At 59.6% G+C, this 17,215-nt stretch carries 14 protein-coding genes; all 14 read right to left on the minus strand.

The window, feature by feature from the left end:
* Positions 1–172 precede the first annotated feature (172 nt).
* The 14 genes from CLAC_RS09445 to CLAC_RS09510 all read right to left on the minus strand — a co-directional run bounded on the left by CLAC_RS09445 (position 173) and on the right by CLAC_RS09510 (position 17,175).
* Positions 173–577: a hypothetical protein gene (locus CLAC_RS09445; protein ID WP_053412699.1), complete on the minus strand. Its 405-nt coding sequence runs from the start codon at positions 575–577 to the stop codon at positions 173–175.
* The gene (locus CLAC_RS09450) at positions 549–989 is read right to left on the minus strand and encodes a hypothetical protein (RefSeq protein WP_053412700.1); all 441 of its coding nucleotides are present in this window, start codon (positions 987–989) and stop codon (positions 549–551) included. Before CLAC_RS09450 ends, CLAC_RS09445 begins: the two co-directional genes overlap by 29 nt.
* 11 nt (positions 990–1,000) lie before the next feature.
* Positions 1,001–1,366, minus strand: coding sequence for a phage holin (locus tag CLAC_RS09455; protein ID WP_053412701.1), 366 nt, complete (start codon positions 1,364–1,366; stop codon positions 1,001–1,003).
* A gap of 83 nt (positions 1,367–1,449) precedes the next feature.
* Positions 1,450–2,811, minus strand: coding sequence for a GH25 family lysozyme (locus tag CLAC_RS09460; RefSeq protein WP_053412702.1), 1,362 nt, complete (start codon positions 2,809–2,811; stop codon positions 1,450–1,452).
* Positions 2,812–2,832: 21 nt separating this feature from the next.
* Positions 2,833–4,239: a glycine-rich domain-containing protein gene (locus tag CLAC_RS09465; protein ID WP_053412703.1), complete on the minus strand. Its 1,407-nt coding sequence runs from the start codon at positions 4,237–4,239 to the stop codon at positions 2,833–2,835.
* Positions 4,236–5,276: a hypothetical protein gene (locus tag CLAC_RS09470; RefSeq protein WP_053412704.1), complete on the minus strand. Its 1,041-nt coding sequence runs from the start codon at positions 5,274–5,276 to the stop codon at positions 4,236–4,238. Before CLAC_RS09470 ends, CLAC_RS09465 begins: the two co-directional genes overlap by 4 nt.
* Entirely contained in the window at positions 5,273–6,064 is a 792-nt protein-coding gene (locus CLAC_RS09475) for a hypothetical protein (RefSeq protein WP_156324821.1), read from the minus strand. Before CLAC_RS09475 ends, CLAC_RS09470 begins: the two co-directional genes overlap by 4 nt.
* Positions 6,061–6,435 carry a phage gene 29 protein family protein gene (locus tag CLAC_RS09480; protein ID WP_053412706.1) on the minus strand — a complete coding sequence of 125 codons (375 nt, stop codon included), beginning with the start codon at positions 6,433–6,435 and terminating at the stop codon, positions 6,061–6,063. The genes CLAC_RS09475 and CLAC_RS09480 overlap by 4 nt, the downstream gene beginning before the upstream one ends.
* A complete protein-coding gene (locus tag CLAC_RS09485) occupies positions 6,436–8,109 on the minus strand; it encodes a Gp37-like protein (protein ID WP_053412707.1) in 1,674 nt (557 codons plus the stop codon).
* Entirely contained in the window at positions 8,100–9,215 is a 1,116-nt protein-coding gene (locus CLAC_RS09490) for a hypothetical protein (RefSeq protein ID WP_053412708.1), read from the minus strand. Before CLAC_RS09490 ends, CLAC_RS09485 begins: the two co-directional genes overlap by 10 nt.
* Positions 9,215–15,442 (minus strand): aggregation-promoting factor C-terminal-like domain-containing protein, encoded by a 6,228-nt coding sequence (locus tag CLAC_RS09495; protein ID WP_053412709.1) that lies wholly within the window; start codon positions 15,440–15,442, stop codon positions 9,215–9,217. The genes CLAC_RS09490 and CLAC_RS09495 overlap by 1 nt, the downstream gene beginning before the upstream one ends.
* Positions 15,443–15,451: 9 nt before the next feature.
* Positions 15,452–15,772 carry a hypothetical protein gene (locus tag CLAC_RS09500; protein WP_053412710.1) on the minus strand — a complete coding sequence of 107 codons (321 nt, stop codon included), beginning with the start codon at positions 15,770–15,772 and terminating at the stop codon, positions 15,452–15,454.
* Between the two features lie 98 nt (positions 15,773–15,870).
* Positions 15,871–16,206 (minus strand): hypothetical protein, encoded by a 336-nt coding sequence (locus tag CLAC_RS09505; RefSeq protein ID WP_053412711.1) that lies wholly within the window; start codon positions 16,204–16,206, stop codon positions 15,871–15,873.
* A 138-nt stretch (positions 16,207–16,344) separates the two neighbouring features.
* Positions 16,345–17,175 (minus strand): Ig domain-containing protein, encoded by an 831-nt coding sequence (locus tag CLAC_RS09510; protein ID WP_053412712.1) that lies wholly within the window; start codon positions 17,173–17,175, stop codon positions 16,345–16,347.
* Positions 17,176–17,215: the final 40 nt, after the last annotated feature.

Raw genomic sequence — 17,215 nt, forward strand, 5'->3', positions numbered from 1 at the left:
GCCAAAAATGAGCCACAAACTGCACGCTGAATTCTGCGGTTTTGCAATCTCGGGCAGCTCGAACCTGTTTACGATTCCCTCTTGGCTGACTCGAGGCATTAAAAAACGCCCCGCCAGCCAAGCCGTTCGGGAAAACCGAACAACTCAAACTAGCGGGGCAAAGATTCTTGACTCAGTCCTCGGTCGGTGGATTCCGGGCTGTCGGCAACACCTGCGAATCCCCAACAATCCCAGTCAGCCTCGCCAGGTCCGGCTGCGGTGCGGCGCCCTCCGCGCCACAACGCGCCCAGTCGATGAACTCTCGTAGCCAGTCAATCGCGTCCGTGAGGCCACGGCGAAGAAGATGCGTCCGGTCTTCCTCCACACGCAGCATCGCCTCGGTGTCCCGCAGGCGACTCTCGACACTATCGAGCCGGTCCTCGAGCTTCTTAATCCGATCGCCCTGGCTCTGCAGAAGCGTCCCGTTGAACGTCACCGACGACTCTTCTTTACGGCCCTTCCAGCCAATCCACGCCACGATAATGCCAACCACAGCACCCGGAATCGAATTAATGAGACTTCCCCAGTTGATCTCCATACCCAACCTCCCCACGGGAGCGGTTTCGCCCCATCACTGTGGCAGACGCAGCCGCAGTAATAGCCAACAGCAGATAATTCTTCGCGCTCACCCACATTCGTGACCCGTCGTGGATCGCGTCAATCGCATACGAGCTCGCCCACATTGTCAGCAACGCGCCGCAGATTGCAATGCCTGCGGTTCTGCTGACTCTGCCAAGGGCTGCCCACTTCCCTCTCGGAGAGGTGGCCGCACCAATAGCCAGAAGCAGCGATGCGGCCGCCCATGCCAACGCCGGACTACCGGCCGGCAGCGCCGCCTCAACTGGTGTGAGCGCGGTCACCGAATGCCCGTAGTAGCCGTAACTGGTGGCTGCAGCGTAGACTGCCCAGACTGTGGCGATCAGGCGCGGGTTGAACAGTTTTTCCGTCACCGCGCCAGCTCCTACTCGCCCAGCCGGTGCTCACCGACATACTCGCCAGGGTTAGTGGTCGCTGCGGCGGTTCCCAGGCCGAGAACCGGGGCGATAACCGCCAGTAGCGCATCCATCTGCACTTCGCTGCCCCAGCCGAGGTACACGCCAAGGACACCGAGCGCTGCGGCGAGGCCGTAGACGGCCTGACGCCACGGCGTGTCAGAGTGCAGCAGGGCGAAGACAAGGGTGACGGTTGCGATGATGACGCCGGTGATTGCTGGCGCTGCGGTGTCGTCCAGGACACCCCAGGACACGAGCGCTGCGACGAGCGCTGACGCTACCGCGTACCAGGTGGCACGAGCGGACGCTGGGATGAAATTACGAATGGTTTCCATGATGTGTTTTCTCCTTATCTGAGAATGTAAAAATGCCCACGCTGGTTGACGCGGGCAAAAGAAAAGCACCCCAGGCGGGGTGCTTACTTGTTCTGCTCCTTCAGCTGTCTCTCAACAGCAGCCAAACGCCCATCCAGGCGCTCAAACGTCTTCAGAATCAACTCGGTGTTTTTCCTCGCAACAAACGCATTTTCATCCGCGAAGCGAATGAAATCGCCAAGTCGCGCCTTGAAATCACTCCCTGCGACAGCTGTCGGAACGACAGTATCGAGCGACAACGATGGTTCTTGTGGCTGTGGCGTCACTGGTTTCTCCTCCTTTCTGCCAGCACCGAAGAACACTGTCTTGAGCTGATCTACGGTGCCCTTGTAGGCATTCACGTCGACCTTGAACCCCGCTACGAGCCCATTCGAGCCGTACTGGAGAATATCCGGCCGGCGGTCTCCCAATGGGTAATACCACCCAGGATGATTGTCGCCACCGTCACCGATGTAGGCGTCACGGTACGGGGCAGTACGATTTCGTCCGTAGTTGGATACCCACAGGTAGCCCAGCCCTTCCATCGAAGGTTCCCCACCAGGCATGTTTTCCCAATACCAGGCGCCCGAGTAGATTCCCGGCACGTGGTATCCGCGCTTTTCTAGCTCGCGTTTGGCTGCCCACACATCATTTTTTGTGAGCAGTTTTCGATTTCCTGCGACGCTCTCTACGTCAATCCACACCGGCAGGTCACGTCGACCGCCCATTTGCTGGTCGATGACATCGACCTGCTGGGCAATCGTCGTGCCTTCGGAAGGTGCACGTAGGTACCAGTAGGTCGCGACCAGCAGCCCTGCAGACTCAGCGTCTTCTAGGTGTGAGCGGAATGTACGGTCTCGGTACGTGCCGTCACACAGTCGCAATATGACAAAGCTTATCCCCTCGTCGCGCGCTCGCTTGAGGCTCATACCGTCCTGGTGCTCTGACACATCAACGCCAAAAATTGCCACTGCTTTCTCCTCTACCTTGTGGTTCGCCGCGCCCGGCCAGCGAGCGCCAGCGAGCTTTGTCATCGGGTCCAGCCGGTCCGGCCCCGGAGGCACCCATGTGTAGCGGTGCCATTCCAAGTGCAGGTGCGGGGCTACGCCGCCGTTGCTGGCCGGATTAGGGTCAATGCGGCCGATGCGCTGCCCCTCCCGCACCTTTTGGCCAAGCTTCACTTCCGGGATGACGTGGCCATAGATGGTTTCACCACCGCCGTTGCTGGCCGGATGGTCGATACCAATCCATCGCCCGAATCCCGTGGCAGGCCCCACACGCGCAACTGTGCCGTCTTTCACCGCATAGACCGGGTGTCCGCCAGAGCCGCCACCCCGCCCGAAATCAGTTCCCCAGTGCTGTGTACCCCATCTGGGACCAAACCCGGATGTAACGAAAAATCCCTTTTCAACAGGCATTGTGACCATAGCTCTACCTCCTTGAACGAATTACGGGTTCGATGAAAAGCGCAGCCAAATCTTTCCAGTGCCACCAGCTCCACCTAGCGTGCGACCGATAGGCTTAGTGCTCGCAGCTCCACCGCCGCCACCAGGCGAATCGCCCCGCACAGTCTGCCCGACAGCCTTACCGCCGATGAACTGCCTTCCGAAAAATTCACGGTTTCCTGGTGACCTTCCCGACGGGTCGCCGTAGCCCTGGCCACCGCCGCCCGGCTCCGCCTTTACCTCCCCCGAGCCAGTGCGCACCCAGGACGCTTCACCTTCATAACCGCCCTTAGTGCTAGCCCCTGGGTCACCACCGCCACCGACATAGATCGACAGCGTGGACGGCAAATTAGTAAACGTTCCTGATGCCCATTGCCCGGCATCGCCACCGTTGCACGCATTAGCGCCGATGATGTCACCGCCAGAACCACCACCACCGCCACCGAGGGCAACCACCTCAACTGAACGCGCCCATTGTGGCACTTCAACACGCCACGGCCCCTTCACTGTGTATTCGACTTGTAGCGATAGGGAATCATCCGCTTCGACAATTGGGGTATCCGTTTCCGGCGTTGGCTCCGGTGGCGGTTCGACGTATCCCTCCGTCCATCCGAGCTGATGCGCACGCCGGAACGCCATAATCCCTGTGGACTGCTGCACAGCATGAATACCAGGCGGGAAAATGGGAACTGGCACTGGCGTGAATGGCCCAATCGGGCTGATGAAAAATGCGGCACGGTTGGCGAAACGGAAATCAAGGGGAACATCCGCGCGTAACGTGGACTTATCGAGGGTTAGTTCCTTAATGAACTGTTTTCCTAGATAGGCGCGCACCCACCCGTTCTTTGGGCTGATCCACAGCCCAACATGGCCGCCCTTGCGTCCTCCCACTTCCGAATCGTCGGCGGCGCCATGTAGCGGAAGTTTCGTCTCGTTCTTCCCAGCCCATAGGCGGGGCGCCATGTTTATTTCTAGGCCGGTGCGGTCAAAAACCAGGCCAATGCTGTTACTAAACAGGCCGAATTCCCATGCCCCGGCATCGTTGCCGTTCATAAACAGCTCGACTTCCAGGAGAATGTCGTCACCGACAGGCGGGGCTAGAAGACCGGAATGTAAAACCATCGCAGTATGTGAAGTAACCTGCACCGGGTTAGCGGTCATAAACACTAAGCCGGGGTAGCCGCTGGCGACAGAAAACGGGAAACTTGTGTCTTCGACACTAAGGCGCCCTTGCCCGTTTTCCGCAGCATAGGTGTGCGCATCATAGATACCGCCACGGCCTTCGAAAACATACCGCCACATGCCGCCGAGCTTTTTCGACCACACAAGATTCCGGCCACGATAGACCTCCGAGACTTCCTGGTCGCCGACGAACACCCGCTGGACACTGTTGTTGCCGACATACATCATGGTGCCGGCACCTCCGTGATAACTGTCACCTGCGTCAGCGGGGTACCAGGGGCGGGAGGCTCCGTCGCAACGACAAAATCAAAATTGCCGCGAGCACGATTAGCGAGCTCATCGGCAATCGAATCAAACTTGGCCTGCAACGACTCAATCTGTGAAATCGAGTGCGTATGCACCGCCGCTGCTTTGCCCTCCAGCACTCCAGGAAGCGACCGAATCTCACCAATTTCATGGTCATGCTGCAGCGGAGCTTTACCCGCGACCACCTGAGTCAAAGCGCCCGCAGCATCCTCATGGTCAGCCAACGTCGCGGCAATCTCCGCCAACGTGTCCAAATGCTCCGGAGCACCGTCCACCAGCCTCGCCACCGCTTCAGTAGCTTCCCGCTTAGCTGTGGCCTCCGCGCTACGCGCAGCATCCTCCGCAGCAGACCTATCAGACAAGACCTGTGCTGCTAGTTGTAGGACCTCATCTCGCGCTGACGTGCCGACATCACGCGCCGACCGCGATTCATCACGAGCAGACTCCGACGCCGTTCGAGCAGCAGCCGAGTCTTCCGCACTCATCTCCGACCCATCAGCCGCCGCCTCAGCCCGGCGCGTCAGCCCTTCGACGGTGGTGGCTGCGTCGGTGGTGGTTTTGACGGCTTGTTCGAATTCTGGGATTTTCGCGGCTGCGGCTTCGGTGCGGTCGCGTGCTTCGTGGACTGCTTGTTCGGCGAGCATGACGCGGGTGACAATCGCCGGAGCGTACTCGGCGGTCATTTCTTCCAGGTCGGCTAGCGAATGTTCGCCATCGGTGGGCAGGTTAATAACCCAGCGATGATAGACGCCTTCGGATTCCAGCTCGATGACACATTCGCCGGGATCCAGGTTTGGTGAGGTGGCTTTGCCATCGACGAGTGGCAGCGGCATTCGCTGAGATGTTGTGACGACGCCTGGGGCTGAAAATGAGCCGCGGGTGGTGGATGCGGCGACGTATACGGTGCCTTGTGAGGATTGTCCGATGATGGATTGGAAGTCGAAATGGACGATGGTCATGGGTTCTCCTCTTCGAAGATTCCGGGGTCTCCTGGGTCGACTGTGGACATTTCCCGGGTTGATGACAGTTTTTGGGCGAAGAGCATGGTGTACCCGTGTCCGCCGAGTAGGTATCGGTGGCGTCCGGCGTCCTGAAAAACGCTGATGGAGACGCCGTGTTCAGCCTGCTCCGGTGAAATCACGACGGGCATGATATCGACCATCGTTGCTTGCTCAACACCGGCGATGCTGGTTGCCCAGGATTCTGCGAAGCGCCACCCGCCTTTGCGAGCCTCAATCCACATGCGTTGCCAGTCCTGGCCGAAAGCGCGGGTGCCAGAAACCCCGACTTTCGCGATGATGAGCCACGAACCCGGAGTTTTGAGAATCAGGCCACCTTTGGGGTCAATTTCGGCGCCAATCATGGGGCCGACTTGCTCCGTGAATGGAATACGCATTCGCGCGTGAATGGATTGGTCGCCCCGGTATGCGAGGTTTGCTGAGGAGAATACTGCTGCGCGGCCACGTTCATCCCAGAGCTCTTGGGTTTTGCTCTGCTGGTCGGTGATAGCGGTCGTGAGATCCGGCAAGTCACCTTCAGAACCGGTAAACGCCTTCACGAGAGGGCTGATGATGGAACTCTTTAGCCCCTGCAGGAACCCGCTACGGGCTTCCTCTGCCGCTGCCGTGATACCAGTCAGCTGCCCCCAATTAATGGAGTCGCCGTTGATGTTCTGCAGCTTCCCCAGGTCACCCGGGCGCATCGCACCAGCTGGTACTCCATAGTCTTTCGGTTCTGGCGCCGTCATTGCCCCTCCTCATGCAGTTTCTTACGGAGCGCTGTTTTCTGCTCAGGTGTCAACGCCGCCATAATCACGTCGATTTCTGCAGGCCTCGACACCACATCCTCCGGTGGCACGCCAGGCTCATCAGCCGGCAACCACAGACCGGCCTGGCCCTGCCACCACCCAGCCCCATCAAACGGAGGCTTATAAAACTCCATCTGCAGCTCCGGGTGGTGGCGGAACCCGCGGCGCCAAAAAATCTGCGACAACTCCGCGGCCGTTTCCTCCGGAACCCCAAAATCCCCCTTACCGGTAGTGAGCTTCACCCACGCCCACAGCATGAACTGTGTCGGGTCATCCTTGTCATAAGTTGTTTCCAGTGTTGGCAAACTCATTTACAACCACCCATGTTTCTTAAAACTCGACGTCACAGTATTAATCTGGTCAACCGCCCACTCGACCGGGTCACGCAACGGTGGCACACCCAACGTTGCCGTCCACTCCTTCGGAGTATCCGCATCCCACTCAAGGCGAAGCTTGCGGCACTGCAGCACCTGCACGTACCCGTCATCTGCTCCCGGCTCCTCACAGCCAATACGGTCACCAATCGTCCAATGGCCAAAGCCCGGCGCGCCGATGAGATACGGTGCACCGTCACCGATGTTGACCTCGAATGCCCACTGTTCGTTGGTGTCGCGGAACTCTTTCCTCATCGCCAACAGTGCCGAGAGTGTGTAGGCCTGCCCGGAGTGATGGACGACGTTTTCTGGAAAGTGCGCCCAACCGAGCTTCTTCGACCGGAGCGGAGATTTGATACTCATCCACGCCAAGAGCCGGTCTTCAAACCAAGGGCGGATGATTGATTCAACAACGGAGCCGAGCGCTGGCTGGAGGATAAATGAGCCCATGATGTTGAAAATCAGCTTGATGTTCGCGCTAATGAGCTCATTGACCCCCGGGGCGGATTTACCGCCGACCGTGACCTGCGCGACGGAAGCGGGCTTGTAGCTGGCGGACACGCTGTTGACGGTGCTGGCCTTGCCGTTAGTGCGGTAGACAACCCAGGGTTGTTCTGGGGCGACGCCCAGAAACCCGGAGACGCTATATTGCGGTGCTCGGCGTGGCTTATCCAAGATAATGCGGGTTTCGTCGACAAGGTTATCGGCGATTTCCAGGCCAGTGCGGACAAGGCCGGAACCAATCTTTCCGAATGTGGAGGTTTGCCCGTACCAGCCGGATTTGTCGACGATGTCGACGACGATTTGGCCGTTGCGTTTCAGCCCAGCGCCTGGCCACGGCTGCGGGTCACCTATCAGCCACCGGCGGCACGTGACCATCAGCCCGCAGTCTTCCAAGATTGGTTTAGCCACGTCGTGGAAATTCTCGAACTCCGAGTGGATGTACCGCAGCGGACTGGTGTCCGTGGTGAGCAGTGAGGGTTTGACCACCATTTGCCATCGTTTGTAGTCCAGTGTCGCCACCCAGGACTCTGGGTCGAGAGGGTCATCCGGGAGCTGCCAGAGTGACCCGTTGAGCCGGAGAAGATTGGCGAAGAGCGTAACCTTTAGCCCCCAGATTGCGTTTGCAAAAAGCGACCAGGAATTGGGTATCTGGAGTGCTGGTGGGGAAAGTGGATTCGCCCAGCACGGAAGGTGCTTAAACATTTCATAGTCGTGAACGAAGTCGACGGTGACGGTTCGGGCTAGGTCTTCGTCCTGAGTGAGGGTGCAGTTGCTCATCAGCCCGCCCCACCGCTCCGCCGCGGCGTCAATGGTCAAAACCACGTTTTGTTTTTCGCGTTTGCGTCGTTCCCAGCAGAACTTCGCCAGATGATGGTCAAACGGGAGAACGAGCTGCGCCGGGGCGGTCTCATTGACCTCGATTTCGAAGAAACCAGCGTACTCGGCAGCTACCACACCGCGGAGCACCATGCCGACCGTTTTGTTTTCCCAAATGCGGATAAGCGGCGGCTCGTCACGGCGGCGACGCCGTTCTTCCCGCGCGGCGATAGCCTGCTCGTAGATATCGTCGAGTTGCTCATCCGATGCGCCTTGTGCGGTCACAGCCATGGGGATTGCCACCTCCGTGGGATTCTGATTTCCGCAGTCGCGCCGGCGATGTTGGCGAAGGAACCGTAGGTTTGGCGGATTCCGTAGGCAATCATGTCGCCGGTGAAATCTGCAATGAGATCGTCAGAAAGAATCGGCACCCAGTCAGGGATGGTTCCCTTCATCCATTCGGAAATCTTCTTCCCGATTTCCTCCGGCGTGATTGCCAGGAACGTATCCAGCCCGATTGTCTTCACTAGCTCGCGGAGCTTTTGGGCGATCCACATGCGCCACTGGTACGGCAGCGGAATATCGAGCAGCGGGAACGGGTCAACATAGACCGGCAGTCTGGTGTCCGGGGTTCCTGGTGGGATTGGGTGCTTGAAAAACTGGCCATTCAAATCAGCCCACGCCTGGGTGTTGTCGTTGGCCACGACCATCTCCGCGCCTGGGTTAGTGTCGACCAGCATGGTGCGGCCGACGGGTTGCCAGGGCATGAAAATCATGCGGTCAGTGTCGAAGTTCTCACCGATAGGCTGGTCTGGAAGACCAAACTTCGCCGGGGATGTCAGCACCCACTGTGGCCACGACTCCACGTCACCGTGGTTATTGACGGTGATGCCGTCGCCCGCCCAGTTCGAGCCGGTGAATACGAACTTGTGCCGAAATGGCACCGGCTCGTAGTAAAACGGGTCGTGGGCGATAACGACCAGTTGGTACGACGCAGCCGCCAGCGAAAAGGGGTCACGATTATCCAAGTATTTCGGGCCCTCTTCCAGGCGGACTGTCAGGAGTCGCTTGCCGGACATGGGGGTTGTGACAGCCAGCTTCGTGTCCTTATCCGGGGCGAACGCGCGCATGAACCGCGACTTGTCATGCGCCCAATCCTCGCCGAAAAAATCCACATTCAACACGACATGGCGCTCCATGGTTTTCGAGCCCACATAGCTGCTGCCTGGCTGCCCTACACGAGCTTTGTGAACCGTCTTGATTGGCGGCTCGTAAAACTCGCCCATGTCGCCCTCCATCAGGCGAACATTCCTGCCCCATGACTCAGGGCCATGGATAGGCCACATACTGCCGTCACAGCCCATAACGGTCAGGCCGAATTCCTGAATGTCATCCATTAATGCACTCCAATCTTTCCGGCCGATGCTTTGGCCTGCTCCACGCGGTACTTCGCGAAAATGCCGTCGGTGTCATTGGCAATGAAGTTGTTGACCACGGCGGCACCATCAGGGCTAACTGCAGACATCGCTGGCCCCAGATGCTCTTGGGCGATAGCCAGTGGCGCTTCCAGGCCGGTTTGCTGCGCCATGTATCCGACGGGGTTTTCCACGATCTGCTTCATGTCCTGGAATGGCAGAAGCACGCTTCCGAAGATGTCCTTCGAGTACTCTTCGAACGCGTTCGTCACGCCCCATGCGACTTCGCCGGAGTACCACGCGGCCAGGTCGGTCATTGCCCCGCCAGCTGTTCCGACAACGTCACCGGGGGTCATAGGCATGACTTGCCCCAGCATTGCTCCCAGCGGTGCTGCGGCCATACCGGCTGCCGCGCCACCTGCTGGGCCAAGCGCCCCGGTTACTGGTGCGGTGGCAGAACCCACCAGCGCGCCGATGGTCGGCGTGCCCGCCATGCCGAGCGCTGACATGCCTGCGGAGAACGCGGAGTCTGTCAGCCCTGAGGCCGCAGACGTCGCCATGTTTCCGGCGAAACTGACCGCCGAGGATGTAACGAGCTTCGCCGCGTCCGCCCAACTGTTCTGGGCCATGACCATCGGCAGCGCCTCGTTGACCATGTTCTCTAACGAGCCAGTCGCCTGCTCAGGTTGTGTCTTCTCCGGCTCCTGGCCAGTCACCGTTGCCGCGTCCTGTGGCTGCTCCGCTGGCTGCGGCGGCTGCCCCTGCGGCTGGGTGTCCTGCATCGCAGGAATCTGGTTGTACACCAGGTCCTCAAACGCCTTCGTCTGCTCCGGCGAAAGCACGCGCTCGGGCTTGATGGTGTTCTTGAGCATGTGGCCAACACCGGTGGCGCGGCCACCAGAGTCATACCAATTGTTGGCACGCCAAAACTCAGCCGCAGCGACAGGTGTGCCGTACCGGTCCTGGATATACCGAGCACCCGCCTCACCCTGCTTTTCCGGGTCAGGTGACCTATCCGGCAGGTACTGCTGCAGAGTGCCCGACGCTGGGTTCAGCTGGAAAAGACCAAACGCACCCGATGACGGGTTCACCGCATTCGGGTCCCAATTCGACTCATGCTCGACAATGAAATCAATCGATTCGAACTGCTCACCGGTATCCCAACCAAACGCCTTCAGGGACTTCTTGACTGCGGCCTTAACCGCATCCACACCCTGCAGGTTCTCTTCGGGCTGTTCTGCCTCCTCCCCTTGCACATCCGGGGATTCGACCGCAGAATCGACTGCTTCCTCGAGACTGCCCTCATCGATTACCGAACGGTCAGCGCCGGGCGCGGCCTGCTGGCCCTCCGGCAATGCTTCGGCTGTTTTCCCGGCTTCGACAACAGCGTCGTCGTTTTTACGGTAGTTGAGGAGCTTTTCAGCTCCCCCGTTGACTGCCTGGAACCACACACTGCCGAGTTTGAAAATCGGAGGTATCTGGTCGGGGAACCCAGCGATCTGCAAGGCGTCACCGATATGGCCGGAAACGAAGGCCGCCACGACGCTGCCGGCGTAGCCGGACAGTGAGTCACCACCGGGTGGGGTGGCCTGCAGAGAGTCTGCGGACGCAGATGCAGCCGGAGACAGTGGTGCGACGTCAGGGTCGGACTCAAACGATGATGCTGTAGCTGATGGCGTCAGCTCATCGCCTGTGTTCGTTTCGTCTGTGTGTGTTTCGTCCGGCACTTCCGCTGCGCTAGATGGGGCTGTTGCGCCGCTTCCAGCTGGAATCCATGCATGGTGCGTGTACTGCGGATGATTGAACCCGGCTGCTGCGGGGCCAACCTTGCCGCCACCCGGGCCACCGCCCATTTCGACGTTGGTGCCGTCCGGCAACGTGCCACTGGTATGGCCAAACTGGCCGCCACCGTTGTCGTACCAGCCCATACGGAAACTACCTGCAGGACCAATACCGATGTTCGCGCCGTGCTGCTGCAACCACGCGAGCTGCGTGCTGGTGGAGAATTTGCGCGGCCACGGGTCTATGCCAAGACCGAACGCTGCCAGAATTCCCTGCGTGTAGGAGCAGTCGCCCCACGCGCCACGACGATTCGGGAAGTTCTCGTACGGCGCGCCGTCGAGTGGCCGCTCGGCCTGCACTCCACGAACCATCTTGCCGTCGACCAACGCGCGGTATTCTTGCGCGGTTGGTGGTGTTTCGGCGTGGATAATGTCGTCGAAAACTCCGCCGTCGGCGTAGCCCGGCAACTTCGGGAAAGTCCCGTTGTTGATTTGCTGCAGTTCCTTGTCGTATTTCGCGGAACTGCGGCGGTTGATGATCCACTCACCGGCGTCGAGGCGTGCTGCCGGCATGCCGTATGAGTCGTAGGCCAGGAACCCGTCGACTTCGTTGGTGCCCGGCCCGGCAGTGGGAAGTCGGTACCCGTCATGTGGCCGGTCCTTGGTGGACAGCGCATCGCGGTAGGTGCCGCCGTGCGCGAACCGTGGGTAGCGCCCGCCTCGAGCGAAGCGCCCACCATGACGATTGCCAGACTTGTGGTCGCGGCGAAAAACGTCAATGAAGATGGTCTTGCTAACCAGTTTCGCTAGAAGATCACGCACGCCACCAAGCTTCGTCATTGCGTCACTGGTCTTAGCGGTGACCTTCGGCTCGGTCTTCTTATCATGGAGCTCCTGCAGCCTGCGCTTCGCCTCCGCAGCCTTGGTATCCAGCTGGTCCTTAGTCAGGTCAGCCAGCGGCGTGGGGCGTTGGGAGTCCAGGTCGAAAATCTGGGCAAGCGCAATCTGCTGATCCGCAGTCAAATCCTCGATGTTAAGGTTTGCGGCCGGAGTCGGACGCTGGCCATCGAGCAGACCAACCTTGTTCAACGCATCAATCTGCTGCACATTCAGACTATCGATGTTCATGCTGGCCCACGGCATCGGACGCTTCAAATCCAGCGTAGCCAGCTGCGCGATTGCAAACTCATTCGTTGCAAACAGCGGCATGGCATCGAGGTCCGCCTTCGGGCGAGCAGTCTTACCATTCAGATTGTCGATGGTCGTATTAACCGTGCCGGTCTTGGTGTCCAGCAGAATCGTGTCGAGGTCAACCTTGGGGTTAGCCGACATGGTCGACAGCCACTCCAAGTCACCACGAGCGATTTCACCGTCGCGACGGAACTCATCCATGATGAGATGCGCCGTCGGATTCGTGGTCGACACGTCCAGCTGGTCGAGAATCGACCGAGCCTCAGCCGAGGACACCTTCACCTGGTCGGTGTTGAGGAACGCGTCCATCTGGGCGGTTTTTCCGTCCATGTTCGGCATGCCGTGGTTGACCCACCAGTCGTAGCGAGCAACTGCCTGCTCGTCCTTGGCGGTGATGGTGACCTCGCCGGTCTGCTCGTCGACAACCTTGACCTTCATGCCAAAGTCCTCGAGCTTCTTGCGAGCACCTTCGTCCTTGACAACCATTGTTGTCTCGAGTGACTTGCCGTCTAGGCTCTGGAACTTCGCAGCTACCGATGCGAGCTCCATCTTCGCCCCGTCGGCCTTGAGATCCACAATCGTTTGAATCTGCTCCGGCGTCATCCCGTAGGCCTTGAGAAGCTTCTGGAATTCGGCGTCGGTCATGCCCAACGATTGCTGCAGGCTATCCAGCACACCGGAGGACTGCGCCCACACATCCTTAATGTCATTTCCGGCCGCGACGCTGTCGGCCATAGTGTCACCAAGAGTTTGCAGCTCATTGTGGGCTGCAGCGCCAGCCTGGGTGGTGGTGTCCAGCAGGCCGTTTGCCTTCATGGTGGCACCAGCAAACGTTTCCATCTTGCCGGAGACCTGGTCCACGACCTTCGTCAGTTCCGCCGATGCGTCAGCGGCTGACAGTTCCACGCCAGCGAGTTCCATGAATGCACGCCGCAGCTTGTTAGCGCGGTCGCCTGCGTCGCCCGTCTTGCCAGCAAGTTCCTCAATCGTGGCGGCAGCATTCGCAGCAGCCGGCCCCACACGATCGAGTGAACCCTGCGCGCGGTTGTACTCGTCACGCAGTTTCTGCATCTGCGCGGCAGCGTCAGCGCCGCCCTCACCAGACTCAATCAGCTTCCGCTTGAAAGCCTCAAACTGGGCAGACGAACCCGTCAGCTGCTGGGCAAGCTCCTCATTAGACAGGCCAAGCCGCTTAATAGCCTCCGCTGCACGGCCAGCCGAATCAGAGGAATCACGCCACTGCTCATCAGCGAACTTCGTCTCCTGGGAAATCGTTCCCATGGCCTTACCAATGTTGTGCCCCGCTTCATTGACGGCGATGCCGACACGGGACATCCAGCCCGGGCCATTGCTGGCCAGCTGCTCGAGATGCGACTGCACATCCTGCACACTGCTGCCCATTGCAGCGACAACGTCGCCGCCGGAGGCCATGGCACTGAACATGTCGCGGAACGCGCTGGATGCGAGAGTAGCGGAGCGGGCAGACTCATCTTGGAAGCGGTTGTACTTCTGGGTCTCCGCGATAAGCGTCGTCACGACTGCTGTACCAGCAGCTAATGCGGCGCCCCACGGGCCACCAAACAAACCGATGATGCCCTTGGCTCCGGCCTTCATGGTCTGCAGTCCAGCGCCAGCGACACCACCGGCTACAGAACCGAACCGCTGCAGGCTAGCAGCGGCCTTATGGCCTACAGACTGCGCCATGTAGTCGATAGTGGTGAAAGCGTCCTTAGACCACATAGCGTTAATCCGCGCCTCAACAGCAGCGGTCTTATGCGCCTTAGCCATCTTCAGCAGCGACACCGAGCCACGCTCATAGCCGCGCGCCATACTCTGAATTGCTACATTCGACGACGTGCCCAGGTACTGCAGCTGCGCCTCAAACTTGGTGATTTCCTGCCCACTAGCACGGTAGTAGGCCTGGATATCCTTAACGCCCTGCTGCATCGACGAGCGGGACTCAGACATAGCGGTCTTCTGCTTCGTCACCGCATCGGTGACCTTGCCGACCACCCCCGGCAATGTCTTAAAGCCTGCCCAGGCCGCCACAGCGGCAGTCACGGTCGCTGGGTGCGACTCCATAAACGACGAAACCGCCTCTAGCGGCGGGGTCAACGCCTTCGCCGCGACAGCAGTGGTCTGCAGCGCAGTCAAGAACAAGTTCCAGGTACCCACGCCGAGCGCACCAGCAGCTTGTGCCGCAGACGCACCAATACTCACCAACGACGGAGCAAGCCCCTTACCGGCCTCCCACAACTGACGGAAAACCTCAGTCGTACGAGCAACAGTCGCAGAATGCATGAACGCCTGAAACGCATCCACCGCCGAACTGGCAAGATTCTGCAGCCCGGGCACCACATTCGACGTCAGATAGTTATCGAACGTTTCCATGACCGGCTTAGCGCGCGCGTTCATCGCATCAAGCGCGTCGGTGACACCCTTGAAACCGCCGGCGGCCTGGTTGAAAAATGGTCCTGCGATAGTGGCACCGAGCCTGCCGGCCGCAGCGCCCATGTTGCGGAACGCGCCCTCGACGGTATTACCCGCTTCAAGCGCAGCGCCGCCCATGCCACGCTCCATAGCGCTCTGGAACGTCGCAAAATCAATCTGCCCCTTAGAGACCATGTCGCTGATCTCTGCAGAGGTCTTACCAAGTTCTTCCCCGAGGAGTTGCAGGACAGGAACGCCGCGGGAAAGCAGCTGCATCATGTCGTCGCCCTGCAGCTTGCCGCGGGCTGCGACAGAGTTGAAAATCTGGCCCATCTCACCCATCGACGCGCCCGCGATGGTGGCGGTATCGCCAACGACCTTCAGGGTGCGCTCGAGTTCCTGGCCAGGCTTAATACCAGCTGCGACAGCGCCTGCGGCAGCGGTGGCGGCTTCTTCAAGCCCAAAGCTGGTTCCCTTCACCGACGCCAGCGCGTTGTCCATGATGGACCCCACAGACGACGCAGAATGGCCGAGACCGCGGAGCTTGGCTTCCGCCTGCTCGATACCATTCAACCGGCCAATGCCCTTGGTAAGCCCGGCGCCGATAGCGGCACCAGCTGCCACACCGACACCGACAGCGGACTTCTTCAGGGCACTGCCCATGCCGGAAGACAGCTTCTGGCCCATCGATTCGCCCGACTTCGACGCGGACTTTTCCGCCCCACCCATCGCCTTGGTGATACCCGGGGCGATTTTGCTGGTCTCCGGGATGATGGAGATATAGGCAGCTGCGATTTCGACGGCCATGGCGTCCTCCTAGGGCTTGTTTTGCCGCTGGAGTTTCCTCCGGCGTGCGAGTTCGGCGCGGGTATTTTGCAGTTCGGCAGCGTTCTTCGGACCATTCCTGGCGCGTCGTTGCCGCTCAACAGCTTCTTTCAGCTGGTCGATAACTGGGCGTGGCTTCGGCGCAGTCTTCCTACGCGCTCGTTGCCAGTTCGCCCATGCCAGCGTGTCGATGGTGTTCATCAACAGCTGGTTTTTCGGCGCCTTGTACTCCGCGAGCGGATCATCAAGACGCCTCACCGCGCTGCCCTCCGGCGCCCATGCGAGGAACGCTTTCAGCTCAGCCCACGACAATGCTGGGCTTCCGAGCTGGTGAATCGAGCGCCCTTTCTCAATGAGGTCGTAGGTCAGCGCGGTCTTAAACCCTGGTCGGTGTAGAAGCCCGGCCAGGACTAGGATTCCCCCAGCGGAACATCAGTGAGGCGATTCCACTCATTCCACAGCTGGACTTTTTCACCGAAAACGAGGTTGTCAACGAACCACTGTGCGTCGTCGATACCCAGCTCGGTGATGAAGAAGTCGAACGCTTCGCTGACCGGTCGGCGGCCGTCTTCCAGGAGCTTGTCGTCCGGGTTGTCCTTAAACCACTTAGCGAACGTCGCGTAGGTCTCATCGTCGATGAACTCCATGCGCGGCACAGAGAACGTTTTCGACTTACCGTCCTTGGTCGGGATTTCGCACGTGAACTGAGTACGGGCGTCCCATGCTGGTACGAATTCGAAAGCCATGAGGGGTCTCCTTAATAAGAGTTAGAAAAAAACTGGAGGGGTTACATGAGGGGTTTGATGGGGTCACCCCAGACCGTCGTCAGCCGAACCCCTCATGAAAAGCTGACGACACACAGTGGCCTGGGGTGAGAGCGACGGTTAGGACTCCGTCGGGTTGATCTTGAGGGTGAGGGTGCGCTGCGCGGTAGCGCCAGCACCATCGGCGACACGGACAGTGAAGGACTCCTCACCGGAGCCGGTCGGGGTTCCCGAGAGCTTGCCGTTCTCAGCGAGAGTCAGGCCTGCCGGCAGGGAGCCGACTGCGGTGAACTTGTAGTTACCGTCACCGCCGGATGCCTGCAGAGTGGCGGTGTACGCCTTGCCCTGGGTTGCCGGGGCAATCACAGCGGTGGTGATACCGAACTGTGCTACCTCACCGTCGGCGGTGCTGATCGAGTAGTACTCGTACATCACGTTGCCGTCGGCATCTGGGAAGCACTTGGTGGTGACCTCGTACATCACGATGTCCTGGTGAGTGTTCTGAATGTCACCCAGGTTGACAACCTGGCCAATCGGGATGACCTGGCGCTTGGTGCCCTGGTCGGTCAGGTGCTCAGCAACAAAGACGGAGCGCGGCAGCTTCTTCTTGTTGTGCAGAACCTTGAAGCCCTCGCTCGTCTCCTGGACATTGTCGTCACCGAAGACGGTCTTGAGTACGTCAATGTTGGCGGACTCATAGAGCGTGGCGGTGAGCTCCTGGCCGTAGTCGGTCTGAAGCGTGTAGGCAATATCGCCGCCGTAAGACTTCTTGTCCTCGGTATCACGAGTAATGGCCTGAGTCAGGCCGTCCTCGCCGACGATGCCGAGATCAGCGAATGCCGGGTCAAGCTCGGACATGGTGTCTTCCGGCAGGGCGGTGTTCAGCGGTGCGCGGAACAGCACACCGTTCTTGCCGGGGTTGGTTGACGTGATGTTGTTGACGTTTGCCATTTTTGCCTCCTTGGGGCATGAGAAAAGCCCCACGCGACGC

The organism is Corynebacterium lactis RW2-5, from assembly GCF_001274895.1.
In the GTDB taxonomy this organism is placed as follows: domain Bacteria; phylum Actinomycetota; class Actinomycetes; order Mycobacteriales; family Mycobacteriaceae; genus Corynebacterium; species Corynebacterium lactis.

What these genes read in the sequence shown, in the direction of transcription:
- CLAC_RS09470 (WP_053412704.1), bottom strand. Translation starts at nt 5,276, where the DNA reads ATGACCATCGTCCATTTCGACTTCCAATCCATCATCGGACAATCCTCA.
- CLAC_RS09465 (WP_053412703.1), bottom strand. Translation starts at nt 4,239, where the DNA reads ATGATGTATGTCGGCAACAACAGTGTCCAGCGGGTGTTCGTCGGCGAC.
- CLAC_RS09485 (WP_053412707.1), bottom strand. Translation starts at nt 8,109, where the DNA reads ATGGCTGTGACCGCACAAGGCGCATCGGATGAGCAACTCGACGATATC.
- CLAC_RS09505 (WP_053412711.1), bottom strand. Translation starts at nt 16,206, where the DNA reads ATGGCTTTCGAATTCGTACCAGCATGGGACGCCCGTACTCAGTTCACG.
- CLAC_RS09475 (WP_156324821.1), bottom strand. Translation starts at nt 6,064, where the DNA reads ATGACGGCGCCAGAACCGAAAGACTATGGAGTACCAGCTGGTGCGATG.
- CLAC_RS09460 (WP_053412702.1), bottom strand. Translation starts at nt 2,811, where the DNA reads ATGGTCACAATGCCTGTTGAAAAGGGATTTTTCGTTACATCCGGGTTT.
- CLAC_RS09495 (WP_053412709.1), bottom strand. Translation starts at nt 15,442, where the DNA reads ATGGCCGTCGAAATCGCAGCTGCCTATATCTCCATCATCCCGGAGACC.
- CLAC_RS09490 (WP_053412708.1), bottom strand. Translation starts at nt 9,215, where the DNA reads ATGGATGACATTCAGGAATTCGGCCTGACCGTTATGGGCTGTGACGGC.
- CLAC_RS09445 (WP_053412699.1), bottom strand. Translation starts at nt 577, where the DNA reads ATGGAGATCAACTGGGGAAGTCTCATTAATTCGATTCCGGGTGCTGTG.
- CLAC_RS09480 (WP_053412706.1), bottom strand. Translation starts at nt 6,435, where the DNA reads ATGAGTTTGCCAACACTGGAAACAACTTATGACAAGGATGACCCGACA.
- CLAC_RS09455 (WP_053412701.1), bottom strand. Translation starts at nt 1,366, where the DNA reads ATGGAAACCATTCGTAATTTCATCCCAGCGTCCGCTCGTGCCACCTGG.
- CLAC_RS09510 (WP_053412712.1), bottom strand. Translation starts at nt 17,175, where the DNA reads ATGGCAAACGTCAACAACATCACGTCAACCAACCCCGGCAAGAACGGT.